Consider the following 18,172-nt stretch of genomic DNA (forward strand, 5'->3'; position numbering starts at 1 on the left):
ACTTATGAACCAAGCCATGGAAAAAGCAGAAGCCATCCGCAACAGCAAAGGGGGAACCCCGTTGACGATGCTGACGGCTTACGACTACCCTACAGCCAAAATCCTTGATGCAGCCGGAGTTGACATGATCCTCGTCGGAGATTCCGTCGGAATGACTCTCCTCGGGTTTCCCGATACAACACACGTTACTCTCGCCCACATGGCCCATCATGTCGGAGCCGTCGCAAGGGGAACCAGCCGGGCTTTCCTCATCTGCGACTTGCCCATCAACACCTACACGACAGTAGAACAGGCTCTGGAAAGTGCCAGGACACTCGTCAAGGCCGGGGCGGAAGCAGTCAAACTGGAAGGCGGCGTAGCTATTGAAGCCCAAATCGCCGCCATCGTGGCAGACGGCATCCCCGTCGTTGCCCATGTCGGCCTCCTCCCTCAGAAGGTGTTGGAAGAAGGCGGCTACAAAATCAAAGGCAAAACCGACGACGAAATTACTGCCTTGATGGATGACATCGATGCAGTCAACCGCGCAGGGGCCTGCTGCTGCGTCGTGGAAGGGACCCGTCCCCATGCCGCACGGATGGCCACGGAGCGTTCCGTTATCCCAACCATCGCCATCGGTTCCGGCGAAGCCACATGCAACGGCAGTGTCGCCGTCATTACCGACCTGATAGGAGGTTTTCCATGGTTCGTCCCCGGATTTATCAAACCCAAGGGCAATGTTGCCGGCATCATTGAACAATGCGCCCGTGAGTGGATGGCTGAAATCCGCGCTTGGAAACTTCCCCAGGACAGCCTGCCCAGCTAACCCATCTCTCGTCATGCCGGACCGTACAACCACCCGTGTCGTTTTTGGATTCCTCCTTTTGGCAGGCATCCTCATCCTTGGATTTGCCTGGCTCATGGCCCGCCGTGACGCCACTCCGAAGTTAACGGCTCAAAGGAACATTTACGATGCCGACATCCCGGTTCACGCCCAAGTGCCATTCGATCCGCGCATGATTCTTCTGACACCCTACGACTGTGTCAAAGCCCCCCTCGCGGATGTCTTCACGTCTCCGCTCGGCAGTGAAAGCGGAGCATTCACCTACGATGCCCAGACATGGGGAGAACCGAACAACAAGCGCGGCGGCCCTCACTGGGGCGTCGACCTCAACGGCATCGGCGGAGAAAACACCGATCTGGGAGATCCCGTTTATGCAGCAGCCCGGGGCAGGGTCATCTTCTGCGGAGAACCTAGTGAAAACTGGGGCAACGTCATCGTCCTTCTTCACCGCATGCCGGATGGTTCCCTGATGCAAACGCTCTACGCCCACTTGGACAAAACCCTTGTCCGGGTCGGAGATACCGTCCCCCGCGGCAAAATCATCGGACGAGTCGGCAACGCCCATGGCAACTACATGGCTCATCTGCATTTTGAAACCATCCCATCCATCGCCATCGAAGCCGGCATGCCCGCATACGGAGCCACCCTGGGAGGAAGGCTCAACCCTCATGACATCCTGAAACGTTATGCTCCTGCTTCCGAGGTTTCCATCCCGGATCCCCTGCCCTTGATGGAAGAAATCCAGAACGAGCTGGACATGGAAAACATGACCATCAGCATCACGCCTCCCGCGACTGCCAAGTAAGGAGTGAATTCTTCATCTTCATCATTGCCAATCGGCGTACTACGTGCATAATGAATCCGCGCTATCGCGCCTGTATCGCTACAAGATTCCATGCCCATTCCGTTTTTCTCAAAACTTCGCAACCACAAGCATTACTATGATCTTGTGCGGCCAGCCCTGAAACAAGTCGAGGAACTTATCGAAGCCCAGACGGAAAGTTTCGAACCCACAGTAGCCGACTACATGGAAACAATCTGCAAGTCGCGCGGAAAGCTTCTAAGGCCGGCTCTGGCCCTCTTAATGGGGGGAGCTACCGGAGGCATCAAACCGGAACACATCCGGTTGGGCGCGATTCTGGAAATGGTCCATCTGGCATCCCTTGTCCATGACGACGTCATTGACCGGGCCGATACACGCCGAAACGAACCCACGGCAAATGCCCTATGGGGTAATAATCTCGCCGTTCTACTCGGAGACGCCCTTTTCTCCCATGCCATGGTTTTAGGAACGGATTTCGGCAGTGTGGACTTTTGTAAAAGGCTTGCGGTCATCGTCCGTGACGTCTGCCAAGGCGAAGTGGAGCAGTCCAGCCGTCTGTTCGATCTGGACATGACTCGTGAAGACTATTTTGAAATCATCCGCAAAAAGACGGCATCTCTGTTCTCCGCGGCCACGGGTGGGGCATCCTGGATCTCCGGGGTCAACGAAGAACTTGAAAGCACCATGTACCGCCTCGGCGTACTGATCGGCTCCGCCTATCAAATTTACGACGATTGCCTGGATATGGTCGGCGACGAAGACGATGCCGGCAAAACCCTGCATACGGACGCAGAAAAAGGTAAATTGACTCTGCCTATCTTCAACCTTCTGGACAGCGATGATGAAGCCATTGGAGAAATGGTGCACGATGCCCTTGAACGTCGTCAAGCTCCCGACTACGAACATATTTCCCGGACGGAAGCCTACCGCGAAGCTATCGGCAAAGCCGTTCAGGACGCCCTCCGCATGACGGAGGAAGCCCGTGAAATCCTCTGGCTTCTGCCCCAGACTCCCTACCGGGAAGCCTTGGCAGAAATGACCTTCTACATGGACGAACTCCTGGAAGACTGTTGCGGACACTGACACACTGCCCGAAGCAGACGGAGGAGCCAGGCCAATCTCCCAACCTCCCCTCCATGGATCAAAGAACCTTGTTTATCCCCGGACCAACGTGGGTTGACCCTGCGGCTCGCCTCGCCATGTCGGCAGACATGATCGGTCACCGTTCGCCGGCCTTCTCCGAGCTTGTAGCGATTTCCCAGCCGATTTTGAAGGAAATGGCAGGTACGATCCGGCCCATGTATCTAGCCACCTGCTCCTCCTGGGGCATGATGGAAGCCTGTCTTCGCAATTTGGTACGCCCAGGGAAACGGGTACTTAACTGCTGCAACGGGGCTTTTTCCGATCGATGGCACGATGTCTCCCTGCGCTGCGGCCTCCAGGCGGACGCCCTACGTACCGATTGGGGGACCCCTATTGATCCTGCTTCTGTCACTCAGGCACTGGCCTCCCATACCTACGATCTGGTCACTCTCGTTCATGCAGAGACATCCACGGGTGTTCTGAATCCCCTCAAAAAGATAGCGGAAATAGTCAATCGTTATCCAGGAACCCTGCTGGCAGTCGACACCGTTTCATCCTATTCGGCCACACCTCTTATGATGGATGTCTGGGGCATAGATGTCATGCTGGCCGGTACCCAGAAAGCCTTAGCCCTCCCCCCAGGCCTGACCGTGTGCGCCGTTTCGGAACGGGCGCTCTCCCGGGCGGGAGAAGTTCCGGGGCGCGGTTTTTATATGGATTTCCTGGAATATGAAAAAAATGCGTGCAGAGACATGACCATTTCCACACCTGCTATCCCTCTGATTATGGGACTTGCCCACCGGGCTCGCGAAATCAACGCAGAGGGAGTGAAAACACGCTTTGAACGCCACCACCGATGCCGCCGTTTCGTCTCCGCCTGGGCAGAGAAGCACGGTTTTACACCCGTTCCACCGCGAGGATTCCGGGCAGATACCCTTAATTGCCTCATCCCCCCAGAAGAAATGGATACGGTCGTCTTCGCCCAACGCCTCAAGCAAAATTACGGCTGGGTCATTGACGCCGGATATGGCAAATGGAAAAGCCGCCGTATCCGCATTTCCAACATGGGAGTCCTGTCTACGAAAGATATCATCCCCCTCCTGAATGACATGGAGGAATGTCTCATCCTCTGAATTTTCGGTATCCCCAACCGATATACATCCTGCCTTCTTTCTCTATTTTTCACAATTCTCAACGATTTGTGAAAATAATTCCTGATTTATTCCGTATATAGGTTATATATCTACCGTGCATCAGGGAATATCCGGTAGACTCAAGCAATTTTTCAAAATAACTATGATGAATCGAAGAGAATTCGTCCAAGGAATGGGTAAAACAGCGCTAGGGGCCTCCCTCCTGGCATCCTGCCCATGGTTTGGCGCATTTGCACAGGAGGTGGAAACCGTTGGCGAAAAAGCCCGTCTCGGTATTATAGGACCAGGATCTCGCGGCCAGTATCTGATGAGGTTTCTGGCTGCCAATCCCAAAGCCAACATCGTAGCTCTGTGTGACAACTATGCCCCTAGCATGAAGGGAGCCCTTGGCATCGCGCCCAATGCCCGCCAGTACACGGATTACCGCCAATTACTGGAAGACAAGAATGTTGATGCAGTCGTCATTGCAACGCCCCCCTACCTCCATGCCAGAATGTTGCTGGATGCTTTCGCTGCCGGAAAACACGCCTTCGTCGAAAAGGCATTCTCCATTGATCAGGAAGAAACGTATTCCATGTACCAGGCCTACAAGAACTGTGACCGGGTCATGTTTGTCGGCCACCAGCGTATGTTCGATCCTCGCTATATCAATGCCATGGACAGAATCCATGCCGGAGAGTTCGGGGCAGTACAATGCATCAGAACCTACTGGGACCGCAATACGGACTGGAAGCGTCCCGTCCCCTCGCCGGATCTGGAGCGTAAAATCAACTGGCGTCTTTACAAGGAATATTCCCGAGGACTCATGACGGAACTCGCCAGCCACCAAATCCAGGTCGGCAACTGGGCGTTACAAGCCATCCCCAACAAAATTACCGGATTTGGCGCTATTGCGGATCGTAAGGACGGCCGGGAAGTATACGATAATGTCCATGTCGTCTTCGGTTATGACAACGGCGCCAACATGAGTTTCGGCTGTACCAATTCCAATCGTTTTTATGGTTTGGAGGAACAAATCCTCTGTTCCCACGGGACGCTTGAAATGGAAAAACAGAAATACTACCCGGAAAGCGTTCCTCCCGCTCCTGCCATGCTGCGCATGATTAACAAGATGGAGAATGACCTTTTCGAGGCCGTTCCCTTTGCCAGCGGTAGTTGGGCTCCCGAAACGGCGAAGGCCAACAAGGGTGAGTATATACTCGGTAAAAAATCCCATGGAGACGGTACCCAGATGCTTCTGGAAGCCTTCGTAGAAGCTGTCATCACAGGAAAACGCGTTCCCAAGCTCATTGAGGAAGGGTACTACTCCAGCATGCTTTGCCTCCTCGGCCATCAAGCCATGGAAGAACAGCGAGTCATCGATTTCCCGGATAAATACAAGATCGACTACCTGAACCACAAAGCTCCTACCCTGGCATGAAAGAAACCGTCATCACCGGAAAACGCAAAATCCTGGAACTTTGTATCCTGGCCTGTTGCTTCATCGCGGCATTTTCCTTCAATGTTTACAGCATCACAAACTTGAACGCATCCTGGTCGGAACTGTTTACCATGTTTCCCATGGTGCTTATGCTCACCGTCGGGCTCTATGTAGCCATAATCGTCATACGTCTCATCATCAAGTCTATTATCTTTCTTCTCTTCTTTCCCTTCCGTGACAAAAAAGGGGTAAATGAAGGCCAAAACTCTTGACTCCCAAGAACCTGCAATCTGCTTTCAACAGATTGTACCTATCCACAAAAAACATGAAATTAAATAACATACTCACTGTAGCCTGTGCTCTGGCCAGCATGGGCGTAGCCTGGGCCGGAGAATGGCATCCCCTCTTTAATGGAAAGGACCTCTCCAATTGGGAACCTCTGAACGGAAAAGCGGAATTCAAAGCTCAGGATGGTAAAATTATCGGTGTCAGTACATTGCATACCCCCAATTCCTTCCTGGCTACCAAAAACACCTACAAGGACTTCATCCTGGAATTCGAATATAAGGTTGACGACGGTCTCAATTCCGGAGTCCAGATCCGCAGCGAAAGCAAACCGGATTATAACAATGGCCGAGTCCACGGATACCAGTGCGAAATCGATACATCTCCCCGGGCCTGGAGTTGCGGCATTTACGACGAAGCCCGCCGCGGCTGGCTCTACCCGCTGGATAAAAACCCGGCCGCCAAAAAAGCTTTCAAACACGGGGAATGGAACAAGGTCCGCATCGAAGCAATCGGCGACACAATCCGTACCTGGCTCAACGGAATCCCCTGTGCCAATCTCGTCGATAACATGACGCCGGAAGGCATCATTGCGCTGCAAGTCCATGGCATTGGAGGCAACAAGGATCTGGCCGGAAAAACCATCGAATGGAAAAATATCCGCATCATGACGGATGATCTGGACAAGGAAGCGACTCCCGACAAGGGCGATATCCCTCAGTTCAACAATATCGACAATCACATTTCCGCCCGGGAAGCAGCAGACGGCTGGAAACTGCTCTGGGATGGCAAAACGACAACCGGATGGAGAGGCGCCAAATTGGCCCAATTCCCCGATCATGGTTGGAAGATAGACCCGGAAAAAGGCACGCTCACCGTCCTCAAGTCCGGTGGGGCCGAATCCGCCAATGGCGGAGATATTGTCACGGAAAAGAAATACAAGAATTTCGAATTGCTCGTAGATTTCAAAATCACCAAAGGAGCCAACAGCGGTATCAAATACTTCGTCGATACCAACCTGAATAAAGGTGAAGGTTCCTCCATCGGATGCGAATTCCAAATCCTTGACGATCAAAACCATCCCGATGCCAAACTCGGCAAGAACGGCAATCGCAAACTCGGTTCACTCTACGATCTCATTCCCGCTCCGGAGAACAAGCCCTTCCAAAAGGACAAGTTTAACACAGCCCGCATTGTCGTCAAAGGCAACCATGTGGAACACTGGCTCAATGGAGAGAAACTCATCGAATACAAGCGAGGAGACCAAGCCTGGAAGGATCTTGTTGCAGGAAGCAAATACAAAAACTGGCCCAAGTTCGGAGAACTTGAAGAAGGCAACATTCTCCTTCAGGACCATGGAGACGAAGTCACCTTCAAAAATATCAAGATCAAAGAACTGGACTAAACGTCCGGTTTGATGATATGGATCAATGACAATACAGGGTGGATGTCTCCAGCAGGCATCCGCTCTTTTTGCTCCTGCCATGTACCCCCTGATTCATAAAACACTTCCGAACGGGACATCGGTTTCCTACGCATGGTTCGAGGCCATGCACTCCCGCATGGATATTCTGATCTGCGGAATAGACGAATGGAATGCAGGCCGTTTGGCTTTCCTCCTATCCCAGGAGACAGAGAGATTGGCGGATCTGATGAATCGTTTCGATCCCGGCAGCCTTCTATCACAAATCAATACCGCCCCTCCCGGGACTCCTGTCTCCATCTCACGGGAGCTGGCAACGATTCTATCTACTTGCCGGGAATGGTATCGGCGTACCCAGGGCCTCTTCGACATTACCATCCAGTCTCCAGCTTCCGAAAGTTCCCTGATGGATGCGTGGGAAATCACCCCGGAAGACACCGTGATACGCCATCATCCGGGCATCGTGCTGGATCTGTGCGGGTTTGCCAAGGGCTACGCTGTGGATTCCTGCAAATCCGTCCTGCTCCGAGAAGGAGTCCGCGATGCCCTGGTCAATTTCGGTAACAGTTCCGTCCTCGCCATCGGCAATCATCCCCATGGAAAAGGATGGCCCGTCGGACTGGGAGTTGACGAAGCACAAATCGAAGGCGAATACAAAGAACTCACTCTGCACAACCAGTGTCTGACAACATCAGGCAACAATACAACCGGACGCCAGCATCTCATCCGCCCGGATTCCCGGCAAGTCGTCACAGGAAAGAAGCATGTCTCCGTCGTCACCGAAACCGGCACCGTGGGTGAAATCCTCTCCACGGCTTTCTTTATCGCAGAAAAGGAAGAAAAAGAGTACCTTGCCGACCAGCCCGAGTGCATCAGCATGGAAGAACATGCCTGAGTTCATGTTGGAGGATCGGAAGTCTCCACACCTTTACTTGACGGAGAGAACCCGCGCCAACTTGCGGCGCATCTTCTTTTTCTGTGTCGAAAAATTCAGGACACAACAACGGTGAATCACCCACTGAATGAAATTCCGGCGCAATTCATAACTCTTCGTTCTCTTTTTGTCGGCATCAATATTGCTCTTAACGCACAGGGCTGGGTCCGGACGAGCCGGCGCCGGCAACACTCCGCAGGCGACAATGTTACCGGCAAAGCACACCCCCGCCCATTGAGCGTCGTAGACCATCCAATACCGTTTGAACCCTTCCAACACCTTTTCCGCACCGGCCCGGGTATAGAGGATACTCGTTGCCTCCCATGGGAATTTCTTCGGAAAAGTCATTTGTATCTTCATCTCCGGATGGGGGGGCAGCACATCGTAATGGCGGCCGTCAGTCCACAATTTGATACATTCCCAGCCAGAGGTCCGCGTCAGTATTTCCTCCAGCATTCCCAGGAAATCGGGGTCAAACAACACATCGTCCTCATTGATTACACAGTACTCGTAATCCGTCTCCAAAAATGTTCTAATAGCCTTTAAATGACTTTGAATGCATCCTTGCTCGTTAGGAAGAAGGTGACAACTATATTCACGCATGCGCCTCTTGCGATCATAAGCCGGCAGGGAATTACAGTCCAAATCCTTTCCTGCAATCGCCTGAACGAATTGCACGGGAAATCCCAGTTCCTCCGCCTGACGGACAATGTGCTCCCTCCTCTCAACAGCCTGTTCCAGATTGATTACAAGATGGAGAGTTTTATCCGTAGAAAAAGAATAATGGTTCATAGGCAAACAGGAAGATCCTCCCCAGAGGGGCGGGCTAAGTTCAGGCTAACTCAGAATCCTCTCTTTTTCAATGTTTTTCACACATAAAAAAATAGTTTCCTGTATGACTCCATCCTCAACCTCTCAACAGCTGTGCCAATAAATGTCAGATTCTGGACTTGTCTTTTGACGCTACTCGTGGCTTTTGGGAGGCTCAGATCAAATTTACTTCGCTAATACCATGTCATCCGACCTTAAGCTTGATGCTCTGGAGTATCACGCACAGCCACGACCCGGCAAGATGGAAACCTTGCCGTGCAAGTCCGCTTTTTCGCAGCGGGATCTGACACTTGCCTATTCCCCAGGTGTTGCCGAACCCTGTTTGCGCATAAAAAAAGATCCTTCCCTCAGTGCTCTGTACACTGGAAAATCCAATCTCGTAGGAGTCATCACCAACGGTACCGCCGTTCTGGGACTCGGCAATATTGGGCCGGATGCAGCCAAACCTGTCATGGAAGGCAAGGGACTTCTATTCAAAGTCTTTGCCGACATCGACGTTTTCGATATCGAACTGAATGTACGCGAACCCGAAAAATTGATCGAAGTCATCAAAACGATGGAACCCACTTTCGGAGCTATCAATCTGGAAGACATCAAGGCTCCCGAATGCTTCATGCTGGAAGAACGTCTCCGTGCGGAAATGAACATCCCCGTCTTTCACGATGACCAGCACGGTACGGCCGTCATTTCCGGAGCTGCTCTTCTAAACGCAGCCGAACTGACCGGCCGCCGTCTGGAAAACATGCGAGTCGTCGTCGTCGGAGCCGGAGCGGCCGGGATTGCCTGTGCCAAGTTTTACATTTCCCTCGGTATCCGCCGGGAGAATATTTTCATGTTCGACTCCAAAGGGCTCATTCAGGCAGGCCGTATGGATTTGCACTCAACCAAGGCACAGTTTGCCCAAACGCACGACTGCTCCATGGAAGACGCTATCCGCGGGGCGGATGTATTTCTCGGGTTGTCCACAAAAGGAATCCTGAGCCAGGATATGGTTCGTTCCATGGCGGACTCCCCCATTATCTTCGCCTGTGCCAATCCGGACCCCGAAATTACCTACCGGGAAGCCAAAAAGGCCCGTCCGGACTGCATTATGGGCTCCGGGCGTTCCGACTGGCCCAACCAGGTCAACAATGTTTCCTGCTTCCCCTTCATTTTCCGCGCCGCTCTCGACGTCAATGCCCGTTGCATCAACGAGCCTATGAAGATCGCCGCCGCACGTTCCCTGGCCGATCTCGCCAAGGAACCTGTTCCTCAGGAAGTGATCGAAGCTTACGGAGGAGAGCCTCTCAGCTTTGGCATCGACTACGTCATCCCCAAACCCCTGGATCCTCGCATTATCGACTGGCAATGCCCGGCTGTTGCCCAGGCTGCCATGGTTTCCGGCGTTGCCCAGTCCCCGATCCGGGACATGGACGCCTATCGCCAAGAACTGCAAGCCCGTATCATGGGGGCCAGGGAACGTTCCAGAATGATCGTAGAAAGTTACCTCAAGTAAAAACAGGATTACGGGGTTACTCAAGAAATCACCCAGCCGCCGGCATGCATACCGCATCCGGCGGCTTTTTCGTAACCCGTCGCGGCACAACACAACGCATCAAGCCCCTATGAGATACTTGATAAAAAAGTCAATTACCCGTTCGGCAACAGGCCTCACCTTGACCAAACGCGGATTCCACGCCAAAGAAAACGCCCGATTCAATGGAGCCAGTACCGGATCTTCTACCTTGAGTATCGAAGCATCCAGATCACACTCGGCAATATTAGGTAAAATAGCCATGTAAGCACCGGATTTCAACAGACGGGCTGCGAACGGAAACGACTGAGTACCACAAAAAGCATCTCCGTCAATACCCAGATTGCGCAAACAGTCCACCAAAGAGGCATAGAACGTCGTATCGTTGGTCAATGTTGTCAGCGGCCTGTTCTCCAACAACCATTTGAAATCCTTCTCCCGGCCTGGAGGCACCATGGGTCTCGGAACATACAAGGCATAGGACACCGTTGTAATTTTCCGACTTTCAAGCAAGTCTGACGACAAGGCACTTGAACGAACAATGCCAAAGTCGAGTTCCATGTCCAGTAAGCCTTTCGAGATCTCCGAATTGCGGAGATTCTTGAATAAAAACTGCCATGGCAAGCCTTGCCTGACCATAGAGGCCAGAACCGGAGCCGCCATCCAGGCATGCTGACTGTCCCCGGCTCCCAACGTGAACCGGTACATCGTATTCCGAGTCCTGCATTTGAAATCCTCCAAAGCACACATGGCTTCCCGGGAAATACGGACGAGTTCCTCTCCTTCAGGCGTCAGGACAAGGTATTTCCCCTTCTTTCTTGCCAGTTCGGCTCCGAAGAACTCGCCCAATTCCTTAATCTGCCGGGAATATAGGCTCTGCAATGCCGGGTCTCCATGTACTGCCCGGGCAATGCCGCCTGCCGAAGCAACCTCAACCAGAGCCCGCAACCGATCCAGGGAAAGGCCTCTCTCCGAAAAAAGATGGGGAAACATGGTCATTTGATATGAACGATCATTGGAGAGGGCCAGGTTGAAGTCAATTGGATTCTTCCTATTCAACAGGCTGCTTGCACGTATTTCATGCACGCCATCTGTACCATGCTTGAGTTTCCCGGTAAAATCGGTAGAATTACTCTCACTATGCGTTCTTCCGGAATCTTCGACAACTGCCATCTATACGGTATTCTTGATCTTGGCTATGTACCGCGGGAACATGCACTCGATGTCGCCGGACAACTTTTGGAAGGAGGATTATCCATCCTTCAACTGCGTGCTAAAAACATCGCTCAAGATCTCATCTTCGATCTTGCAACAAAACTGACACCGCTTTGTCGTCAACATGATTGCCTTTTCATCGTTAACGACTATCCAGAAATCGCCAAGGCAAGCGGTTCGGACGGAGTCCATATCGGCCAGGACACATCCGATCTCGCTTCCGTTAAAAGATTCCTTGGAAACGGCAAAATCGTGGGAAGATCCACCCACAGTCCCGAACAGGCTCTGAAAGGCTGGAAGGAAGGAGCCGACTACATCGGTTTCGGTCCTTTGTTTGCAACTGCTACAAAACCGGGCCGGGCCGCCATCGGTCTTGGGGACATCCGGACTGTCCGGAAATCCCTCCCTGCCGGTTTTCCCATGTTCTGTATCGGAGGCATCAACGGTGTTACCCTCCCGGCTGTTCTGGAGGCGGGAGCAGAACGAGTTGTCATCGTTTCATGGCTCCTCCGGCAACCGGATATCCGTACGACCGTTCGCAATCTCATTGAACATCTGGCATAATCCCGTACGAATCTACGGAAGAAATTGACCTTTCCTCCGGCATTTGAGATTTTCCCTTCATGAACAAGAAATACGGAAACTCTTTCCCCCGCCCCGATACAAAGATTATCGGTACAGCTACGGTATGGGAAGAATGGGTTTCCTTGAGAGACAAAGATCTGTCGGAGATTTGCAACTGGATTGAGCTCCGCCTGGATGCTCTGCCGGAAAGCATTCTCCTTGAGGAAATACTGGAATACCGTTCCTCCCTGCCTCTCCTGTTCACGGCCCGCTCACCTGAAGAAGGCGGTATACGCCCCATGACGATTGAAGCACGCCTCGCCCTGCTTCAACAAACCCTTCCCCATGCTATCGCTATCGATGTAGAAATCGCTCACATGGAACAAGCGCAAGAGCTAATTGCAACAGCCCGGGAAGCATCAGTCAAGGTCATTGCCTCGTTCCACGATTTCCAGGAAACACCGGAGATGGAAGAACTTATCAAACGTGAACGCCAGGCGAGAGAACTCGGAGCGGACATCGTCAAATTCGCCTTTGCACTCACCCGTCCGGAAGACATCATCATTGGTACCCGGCTTCTGGCACAGAGAACGGGGGAAATGGCAGTCATGGGCATGGGACCGCTTGGCCCGACCTCGCGCCTGTTGTATGCCCAATGCGGCTCCTCTCTCATCTACGGTTATCTGGGCCAGTATGAAGCAGCGCCCGGACAGTGGCCCGCCGCCTCTTTCATGAAATCCCTGTCTTCTCTGGAAGCTGTCACGCCATCCTGAACTGCGGTTCTTTTCCACCCCCGGCCAAGCATCCCATGAACGCGGACAACATCCCCATCGCTCCGCCCGTGCCGGAGCCGTCCACCATGCCCCTGCTGCTCTCGGGAGTCCCTATTCTGGTCGGAGTCAGCGGAGGAAGGGACTCCATTGCACTACTGACGCTTTTGGCAGAACTGCCGGGATGCCGTCCCATCGCCTGCCATGTCCACCACGGGATCAGAAAATGCACGGCAGATGCCGATGCCAAGTTCACGGAAGCCTATGCACGGAAACTCGGCATCCCATTCCTGGTCGAATACATGGATGCGCCCCGTGTCGCTCACCAGGACGGGCTCTCCCTTGAAACAGCCGCCCGGAAGCTGAGACAGGAGTGCTTCGCTCTCTGGCACAGCCGGTTCCCCGAATCCATGGCAGCCCTTGCCCATCACCGGGACGATCAAGCGGAAACGGCCATTTTCCACCTCTGCCGCGGCACGAGACGTCTCCGGGCCATGACGCCGGTTTCTACCTGGCCGGGAGGCATGACCGTCCTGCGCCCTCTGCTGGATACATCCAGACAACAAATCACCAACTGGCTCACCCTCCGCAGCATCCCTTGGCAGGAAGATGAAACCAATGCGGAAACCGATATCGTCCGCAACGCCATCCGCCTGCAAATCATCCCTTCCCTCTCCTCCATTCTGAAACGGGACGTGACTCCCATCATCAACCGCAGCGCTCGTTTGGCTGAGGAACAGGAAAAAGCCCTCGACCAGGCTCTGGAACTCATGGAATTGACAGATCCTCAAGGAAGACTCTTCCTCCCCAAAATCAATGCCATGCCTGCCGAACTCAAGAAAGCAGCCGTATTCCGATTTCTCAAGAAAAACGGCGTGCCCGACCTCTCGGAAGAATGTATCGCACGCACTTTGGATATCCTCAACGTAGCAGGCCCCTCCCGCACATCCCTCCCCGGAGGCCTGATTGCCTCTCGCAAGGAACACCGGTTGGTTGTCGTCCCTTCCGGAGAAAGAAGGCAACTCCCCGACAGCAACCACTCCTCCCCGGAGAACAATCAGTAAAGCAAAGCCTGGCCGTTCGGATACAATTCGTGGAATTGGATAGCTTCGTTAGCTACCAGCAGAGATGCTCCGTAAATCTGATCAATCGTTGCCAGACGAGACACCTCCGCAATCGGAAAGAGAATATCCTGGATGACCATTCCGTATTCGCTCACCCCCGGCAGCATGGCAAGCAATTTCCGGGCGATATCTGCCGAGTCCAGAGTCGGGAAAATGAGGACATCGGACGGTTTTCTCAACACAGAATGCTGGACGCGCATATTGTAGGCAGCAGGAGAAAGAGCCGCGTCTATCTGGATTTCTCCTTCCACGGTAATGTGTTCCCCGATATTGAGTTGCTCCAACTGGCTCTGGGCCAATACGGCCGCCGCATGGGCCCGCTGGGATGGGACACCGGGAATAGATCCGTTCGTCGAAGCGCTAATCATGGACACCTGGACGGGACGCCCAAGAATATGACGAGCCATTTTGCCCGTTTCTACCGCATAGTAGGCCATATCCGACACACCAGGAACCGGGGAAACGCCGGCATCGGCAATGAAGAAAATTCCGTCACCACCCAGCTTCTTGAGGTGTTCGCAAACGACAACGCTAATCGCAAACAAAGAATTCCCCTGCTCCGGCTCTTTCTTATAGCGGGACACCGCACGAAATACGGGAGCGCTGCCATGCAGATTACCGGCAAGAACGGCATCGGCCTGACCGTACAAAGCCATCATCGATGCAAAATTGAAGGGGGACTTCATGATTTCCCGCACATTGCCGGGATCATTGCCCTTCATCTTTTCCACTCGTGTAAAACGCTCGCAGAACAATTCGAAGTCAGAACTCTTCTCCGGTTCAATAATGCGGATAAAACGCAGGCAAATTCCAGCTTCTTTCGCCATATTGACAATCACCTCGCGACGACCAAGCAAAATGGGAATCACAGCCTCCTGGCCGACCAAATACTCGGCAACATGAAGCAAGCGAATATCCTCCCCTTCCGGGAAAACCAAACGCTTCGGATGGCGCTTCAAATGCTCCAGAAGCGGCAAAGTCAATCCGTTACTCGAAAAATGTGCAGAATCTTCACTCATTGAACCTTCAAGTTGTCTGATATGATTATATTACATATTTCCACAGTTGCAATTTGAATATGCATTCTTTTTTGTTATCCTGATAACGGCAATGAAACCGACCGACTACCACACCCATACACCTCTTTGCCGGCATGCCGAAGGCAGCGTCCGGGAATACGTCCAGGCAGCCCTCCAACAAGGACTGGCCGAATACGGTGTCGCCGACCATGCCCCCATGCCGAACGAACCTTTCGACGACTGGCGCATGCTTTCTTCAGAACTGCCCGCCTACTTCGACTGGATCGCAGAAGCGGAATGCCTCGCTCGCGATACGGATCTACAAATCCGCTGCGGACTGGAATGCGACTGGGTGCCAGGCATCGAGTCCTGGATCGACCACCTTCACGCATTGCGGGACTGGGACTACCTCATCGGCTCCGTCCATTATCTGGATAATAAATGGGACTTTGACAACCCGCTCAGCATGGTCTTCTGGAACCAGACAAGCGTCGAGGAAGCCTGGAGACGCTACTGGAATCTCTACCTCGACATGGTCCGATCACGCCAATTCACCATTATGGGACACGCTGATCTGATCCGTAAATTCGGACACCGCCCCTCCGGAGATTTAAAACGCTACTACATCCCCGTCATCGAAGCCATGGCGGATGCAGGCAGCGTCCTGGAAATCAACACCGCCGGATGGAGCAAACCCTGTGCGGAACAATATCCCTCACGAGAATTCCTCAGCCTTGCCTGCGAAGCCGGCATACCCCTCGTGATCAATTCGGACGCGCACGCACCTCAGGACATCGGTAAAGACTTCGAACGAGCGCTCACTCTTGCCAAGGAAACAGGGTTCTCCCACCTGGCACGCATCAAACGCGGACGCATTGTGCTCATGCCTATCGACGATACTGGATCGCAGGATGAACCTGAGCAGGCTTAACACCCGCCGGATTCACCACCGCAGGCCTCACTTCCGCAGGGCGAACGAACGGAGGCCGGCTATGTGAAGAGTCGCCGGACGGACGAGGATGACTGGTTCCCGGGCCGATGGAAATCGAATTTTTCGTCGTCGTAACATTGACGGGACGAGGCGGATAAATTCGTGGCGGCCTGACAACCACCGTCTCCCGTTCCACACGCGGCACGATAATTTGCTGAGGAGTATAATACGGTTCCCTGTAGACGACGGTCCTGGTTTCCGTAGGACGTGAACTGACTTCTTTTAAATCTTTGCGAATGGAATTAATTTGTGAAGACAAGCTGGCCATCTTTTCCCGGGAATCATTCATCATCCGTTCGTAATCACTTTGCATGTTCTTCCAATACAGTTCATCCTCCTGCCGCTGTTGCTGGATTTTCTGCAAATTAGGTTCATAAGACGCAAGCTGATTCTTAAACAAATCCGCCTGTTCGCTCATGCCAACCCTCTGCGCCTCGGCCATATTCCAGCGCAACGCGGCAGCTTCGGCTTCGATAGGATCCATAGAGGTAAACACGGAAACCATCTTCAGGATATCCGCCCCTTTCAGGTACCGAGGAGTTTTTTCCGCTTCGGAAAGGGACTCCCTCACCTGGCGGTCACGTTCTTTCTGAAGACGGACTCTTTCTCTGTTTTGCTCAGCGAGCCTCTTCTTCTTCTCTGAAACTTCCTCAGGCGTCAAATGAAGCTTCTCCTTCCATCCATCCGTCATCATGGAGACATCCACGCGGGCAATACCTTCATGGTGCTCCACACGTACGTAATCGGCACCCTCTTCCAGAATGCGTATATCTTTCAAATTGCGTCCATCTTTCAGGATCATGTCTTCCGCCGCAACCAACGTACATGAACACGCCAATAGTAGAATAGTAAAATGCAATTTCATCGTTCTGGATCTGGTTCTTGAAATTCAGGCGGCAACAATTCCGGTACACAGGTTAGAGTCCCTCCGTGACAAAACCATTCAATTTCCCATTGAAGGAATAATCTGCCCTTGTCCGGTGCTTCGTTTCCATGAACCTTAGCGTCACCAAAATACAATTTTGTCCTGTAAAAATCTTTTCTTCATGACAGCCTCTCCCATCAATGATAAAAACGTGAAGACTCCTCCCATGAATTTCCCTATCGCCACACTGCTGGCTGCCCTGTCATTGCTGACAACGGCAGCGTTTTCTATAGCCGCCTCCCCGCCTCATCACACGTCAGCCCCCCTGCCCGACCACATCGGACGAGCCGGCATGGTTGCGGCAACTCTCCCATGCCGGACAGGAGAAGAAATTGTTCTTGCGGCAGGAGGAGCCAACTTCCCGTACGCCAAGCCCGGAGCCAAGACTCCTGCGGAACGAGGGGAAAAAGTATTCCATGCGGATGTTTTCCTGCTTCGTGACGGACGCTGGACAACAATCGGACGTCTTCCTCGCCCCATCGGATATGCGGCATTTACAGACATGCCCCAGGGAATGGTTATTGCCGGAGGCTGCAACGCCAACGGTCATTTGAAAGAATGCATGCTCGTGACCCCAGGACCGGACAAGCAAATTTCCATTCGAGAACTTCCTCCCCTTCCCCACCCGGTAGCCTACCCGGCTTTCGCCCGGGAAGGAACCACACTCTATGTAATTGGCGGACAGCTGGCTCCCGACTCCACGGAAGCTCTCGTTTCGGCCTACTTCCTCAATCTGGCCTCCTCCCCTCTCCAATGGGAAAAACTCCCCGACATGCCGGGGCCCGGCCGCATTCTGGCAACCGGAGCCATCCACGACGGGAAACTTCTGATCATGGGGGGGTGTTCCCTCGCTCCCGATGCCAAAGGCCAGGCCGAACGAACCTACCTCAGCTCCGTCCGGGTACTCGATACGGCCACGCGCCAGTGGAGTACGACCCCCGTGGCAGACATCCCGGAACCCCTTGCAGCAGCAGCCAATCCGGCTCCCAGATCCGCCCAAGGTACCGTCCTGCTGATCGGGGGCGATCCCGGTAACTACTACCGAGCCTCCCTGAAAAACGCAGCCCCCCTCATTCATCCCGGTCAATCGCGAGCCATATACTCCTTCGACCCTGCAAAAAACACATGGACACATGTCGGAGAATGGCCCGTAGGCATCGCAACCGCTCCGGCAGTCATCTACCGGGGCGACATCCTCACCATCAGCGGGGAAACATATCCCGGCATACGCACGGCCATAACCGGAGCAGCCTCTTCGTCACTTTAATCAACTTCCTA

Annotated in this window: 18 protein-coding genes; 14 read left to right on the plus strand and 4 right to left on the minus strand. The window is 53.2% G+C overall.

Annotated features, from left to right (window positions below; genetic code table 11):
- The first annotated feature begins 16 nt into the window (after positions 1-16).
- The 8 genes from panB to QET93_RS00690 all read left to right on the plus strand — a co-directional run bounded on the left by panB (position 17) and on the right by QET93_RS00690 (position 7,903).
- Positions 17-802, plus strand: coding sequence for a 3-methyl-2-oxobutanoate hydroxymethyltransferase (gene panB / locus QET93_RS00655; RefSeq protein ID WP_280132627.1), 786 nt, complete (start codon positions 17-19; stop codon positions 800-802).
- A gap of 13 nt (positions 803-815) precedes the next feature.
- Positions 816-1,625, plus strand: coding sequence for a M23 family metallopeptidase (locus tag QET93_RS00660; protein ID WP_280126683.1), 810 nt, complete (start codon positions 816-818; stop codon positions 1,623-1,625).
- Positions 1,626-1,715: 90 nt separating this feature from the next.
- Positions 1,716-2,726: a polyprenyl synthetase family protein gene (locus QET93_RS00665; protein ID WP_280126682.1), complete on the plus strand. Its 1,011-nt coding sequence runs from the start codon at positions 1,716-1,718 to the stop codon at positions 2,724-2,726.
- Positions 2,727-2,779: 53 nt separating this feature from the next.
- Complete coding sequence (locus QET93_RS00670) at positions 2,780-3,859, plus strand: alanine--glyoxylate aminotransferase family protein (protein WP_280132628.1); 1,080 nt, start codon at positions 2,780-2,782, stop codon at positions 3,857-3,859.
- Between the two features lie 163 nt (positions 3,860-4,022).
- Positions 4,023-5,300: a Gfo/Idh/MocA family oxidoreductase gene (locus QET93_RS00675; RefSeq protein ID WP_280126680.1), complete on the plus strand. Its 1,278-nt coding sequence runs from the start codon at positions 4,023-4,025 to the stop codon at positions 5,298-5,300.
- On the plus strand, positions 5,297-5,572 hold the full coding sequence (locus QET93_RS00680; RefSeq protein ID WP_280126679.1) for a hypothetical protein: 276 nt from the start codon (positions 5,297-5,299) through the stop codon (positions 5,570-5,572). The genes QET93_RS00675 and QET93_RS00680 overlap by 4 nt, the downstream gene beginning before the upstream one ends.
- Before the next feature lie 53 nt (positions 5,573-5,625).
- Positions 5,626-6,990: a DUF1080 domain-containing protein gene (locus QET93_RS00685; protein WP_280132629.1), complete on the plus strand. Its 1,365-nt coding sequence runs from the start codon at positions 5,626-5,628 to the stop codon at positions 6,988-6,990.
- A 25-nt stretch (positions 6,991-7,015) separates the two neighbouring features.
- Positions 7,016-7,903 carry an FAD:protein FMN transferase gene (locus QET93_RS00690; protein ID WP_322190037.1) on the plus strand — a complete coding sequence of 296 codons (888 nt, stop codon included), beginning with the start codon at positions 7,016-7,018 and terminating at the stop codon, positions 7,901-7,903.
- 33 nt (positions 7,904-7,936) lie between these two features.
- On the opposite strand, the gene QET93_RS00695 is transcribed toward QET93_RS00690, so the two are convergent.
- Positions 7,937-8,734 carry a glycosyltransferase family 25 protein gene (locus QET93_RS00695; RefSeq protein WP_280132631.1) on the minus strand — a complete coding sequence of 266 codons (798 nt, stop codon included), beginning with the start codon at positions 8,732-8,734 and terminating at the stop codon, positions 7,937-7,939.
- A gap of 220 nt (positions 8,735-8,954) precedes the next feature.
- On the opposite strand from QET93_RS00695, the gene QET93_RS00700 reads away from it, so the two are divergent.
- Entirely contained in the window at positions 8,955-10,268 is a 1,314-nt protein-coding gene (locus tag QET93_RS00700) for a malic enzyme-like NAD(P)-binding protein (protein ID WP_280126675.1), read from the plus strand.
- Positions 10,269-10,367: 99 nt separating this feature from the next.
- On the opposite strand, the gene QET93_RS00705 is transcribed toward QET93_RS00700, so the two are convergent.
- Entirely contained in the window at positions 10,368-11,279 is a 912-nt protein-coding gene (locus QET93_RS00705) for a LysR family transcriptional regulator (protein WP_280132632.1), read from the minus strand.
- Positions 11,280-11,366: 87 nt separating this feature from the next.
- Here QET93_RS00705 and thiE point away from each other — a divergent pair, with 87 nt between their 5' ends.
- Genes thiE through tilS form a run of 3 tightly spaced genes read left to right on the plus strand, consistent with a single transcriptional unit; the run spans position 11,367 to position 13,899 of the window.
- Positions 11,367-12,065, plus strand: coding sequence for a thiamine phosphate synthase (gene thiE, locus QET93_RS00710; RefSeq protein ID WP_280132633.1), 699 nt, complete (start codon positions 11,367-11,369; stop codon positions 12,063-12,065).
- A gap of 59 nt (positions 12,066-12,124) precedes the next feature.
- Positions 12,125-12,838: a type I 3-dehydroquinate dehydratase gene (locus tag QET93_RS00715; RefSeq protein WP_280126672.1), complete on the plus strand. Its 714-nt coding sequence runs from the start codon at positions 12,125-12,127 to the stop codon at positions 12,836-12,838.
- 35 nt (positions 12,839-12,873) lie between these two features.
- Positions 12,874-13,899, plus strand: coding sequence for a tRNA lysidine(34) synthetase TilS (gene tilS, locus QET93_RS00720; RefSeq protein WP_280126671.1), 1,026 nt, complete (start codon positions 12,874-12,876; stop codon positions 13,897-13,899).
- Here tilS and QET93_RS00725 read toward each other — a convergent pair.
- Positions 13,893-14,978 carry a phosphate acyltransferase gene (locus QET93_RS00725; protein WP_280132634.1) on the minus strand — a complete coding sequence of 362 codons (1,086 nt, stop codon included), beginning with the start codon at positions 14,976-14,978 and terminating at the stop codon, positions 13,893-13,895. The two genes, tilS and QET93_RS00725, sit on opposite strands and share 7 nt — an antisense overlap.
- Positions 14,979-15,069: 91 nt before the next feature.
- Between QET93_RS00725 and QET93_RS00730 the strand changes: the two genes are divergently transcribed.
- Positions 15,070-15,909: a histidinol-phosphatase gene (locus QET93_RS00730; protein ID WP_280132635.1), complete on the plus strand. Its 840-nt coding sequence runs from the start codon at positions 15,070-15,072 to the stop codon at positions 15,907-15,909.
- On the opposite strand, the gene QET93_RS00735 is transcribed toward QET93_RS00730, so the two are convergent.
- A complete protein-coding gene (locus QET93_RS00735) occupies positions 15,866-16,834 on the minus strand; it encodes a hypothetical protein (RefSeq protein WP_280132636.1) in 969 nt (322 codons plus the stop codon). The genes QET93_RS00730 and QET93_RS00735 overlap by 44 nt on opposite strands.
- 181 nt (positions 16,835-17,015) lie before the next feature.
- Between QET93_RS00735 and QET93_RS00740 the strand changes: the two genes are divergently transcribed.
- On the plus strand, positions 17,016-18,161 hold the full coding sequence (locus tag QET93_RS00740; protein WP_280126667.1) for a hypothetical protein: 1,146 nt from the start codon (positions 17,016-17,018) through the stop codon (positions 18,159-18,161).
- The last annotated feature ends 11 nt before the right edge of the window (positions 18,162-18,172 follow it).

Origin of the sequence: Akkermansia sp. N21116, from assembly GCF_029854705.2 — a bacterium.
Lineage (GTDB): Bacteria > Verrucomicrobiota > Verrucomicrobiia > Verrucomicrobiales > Akkermansiaceae > Akkermansia.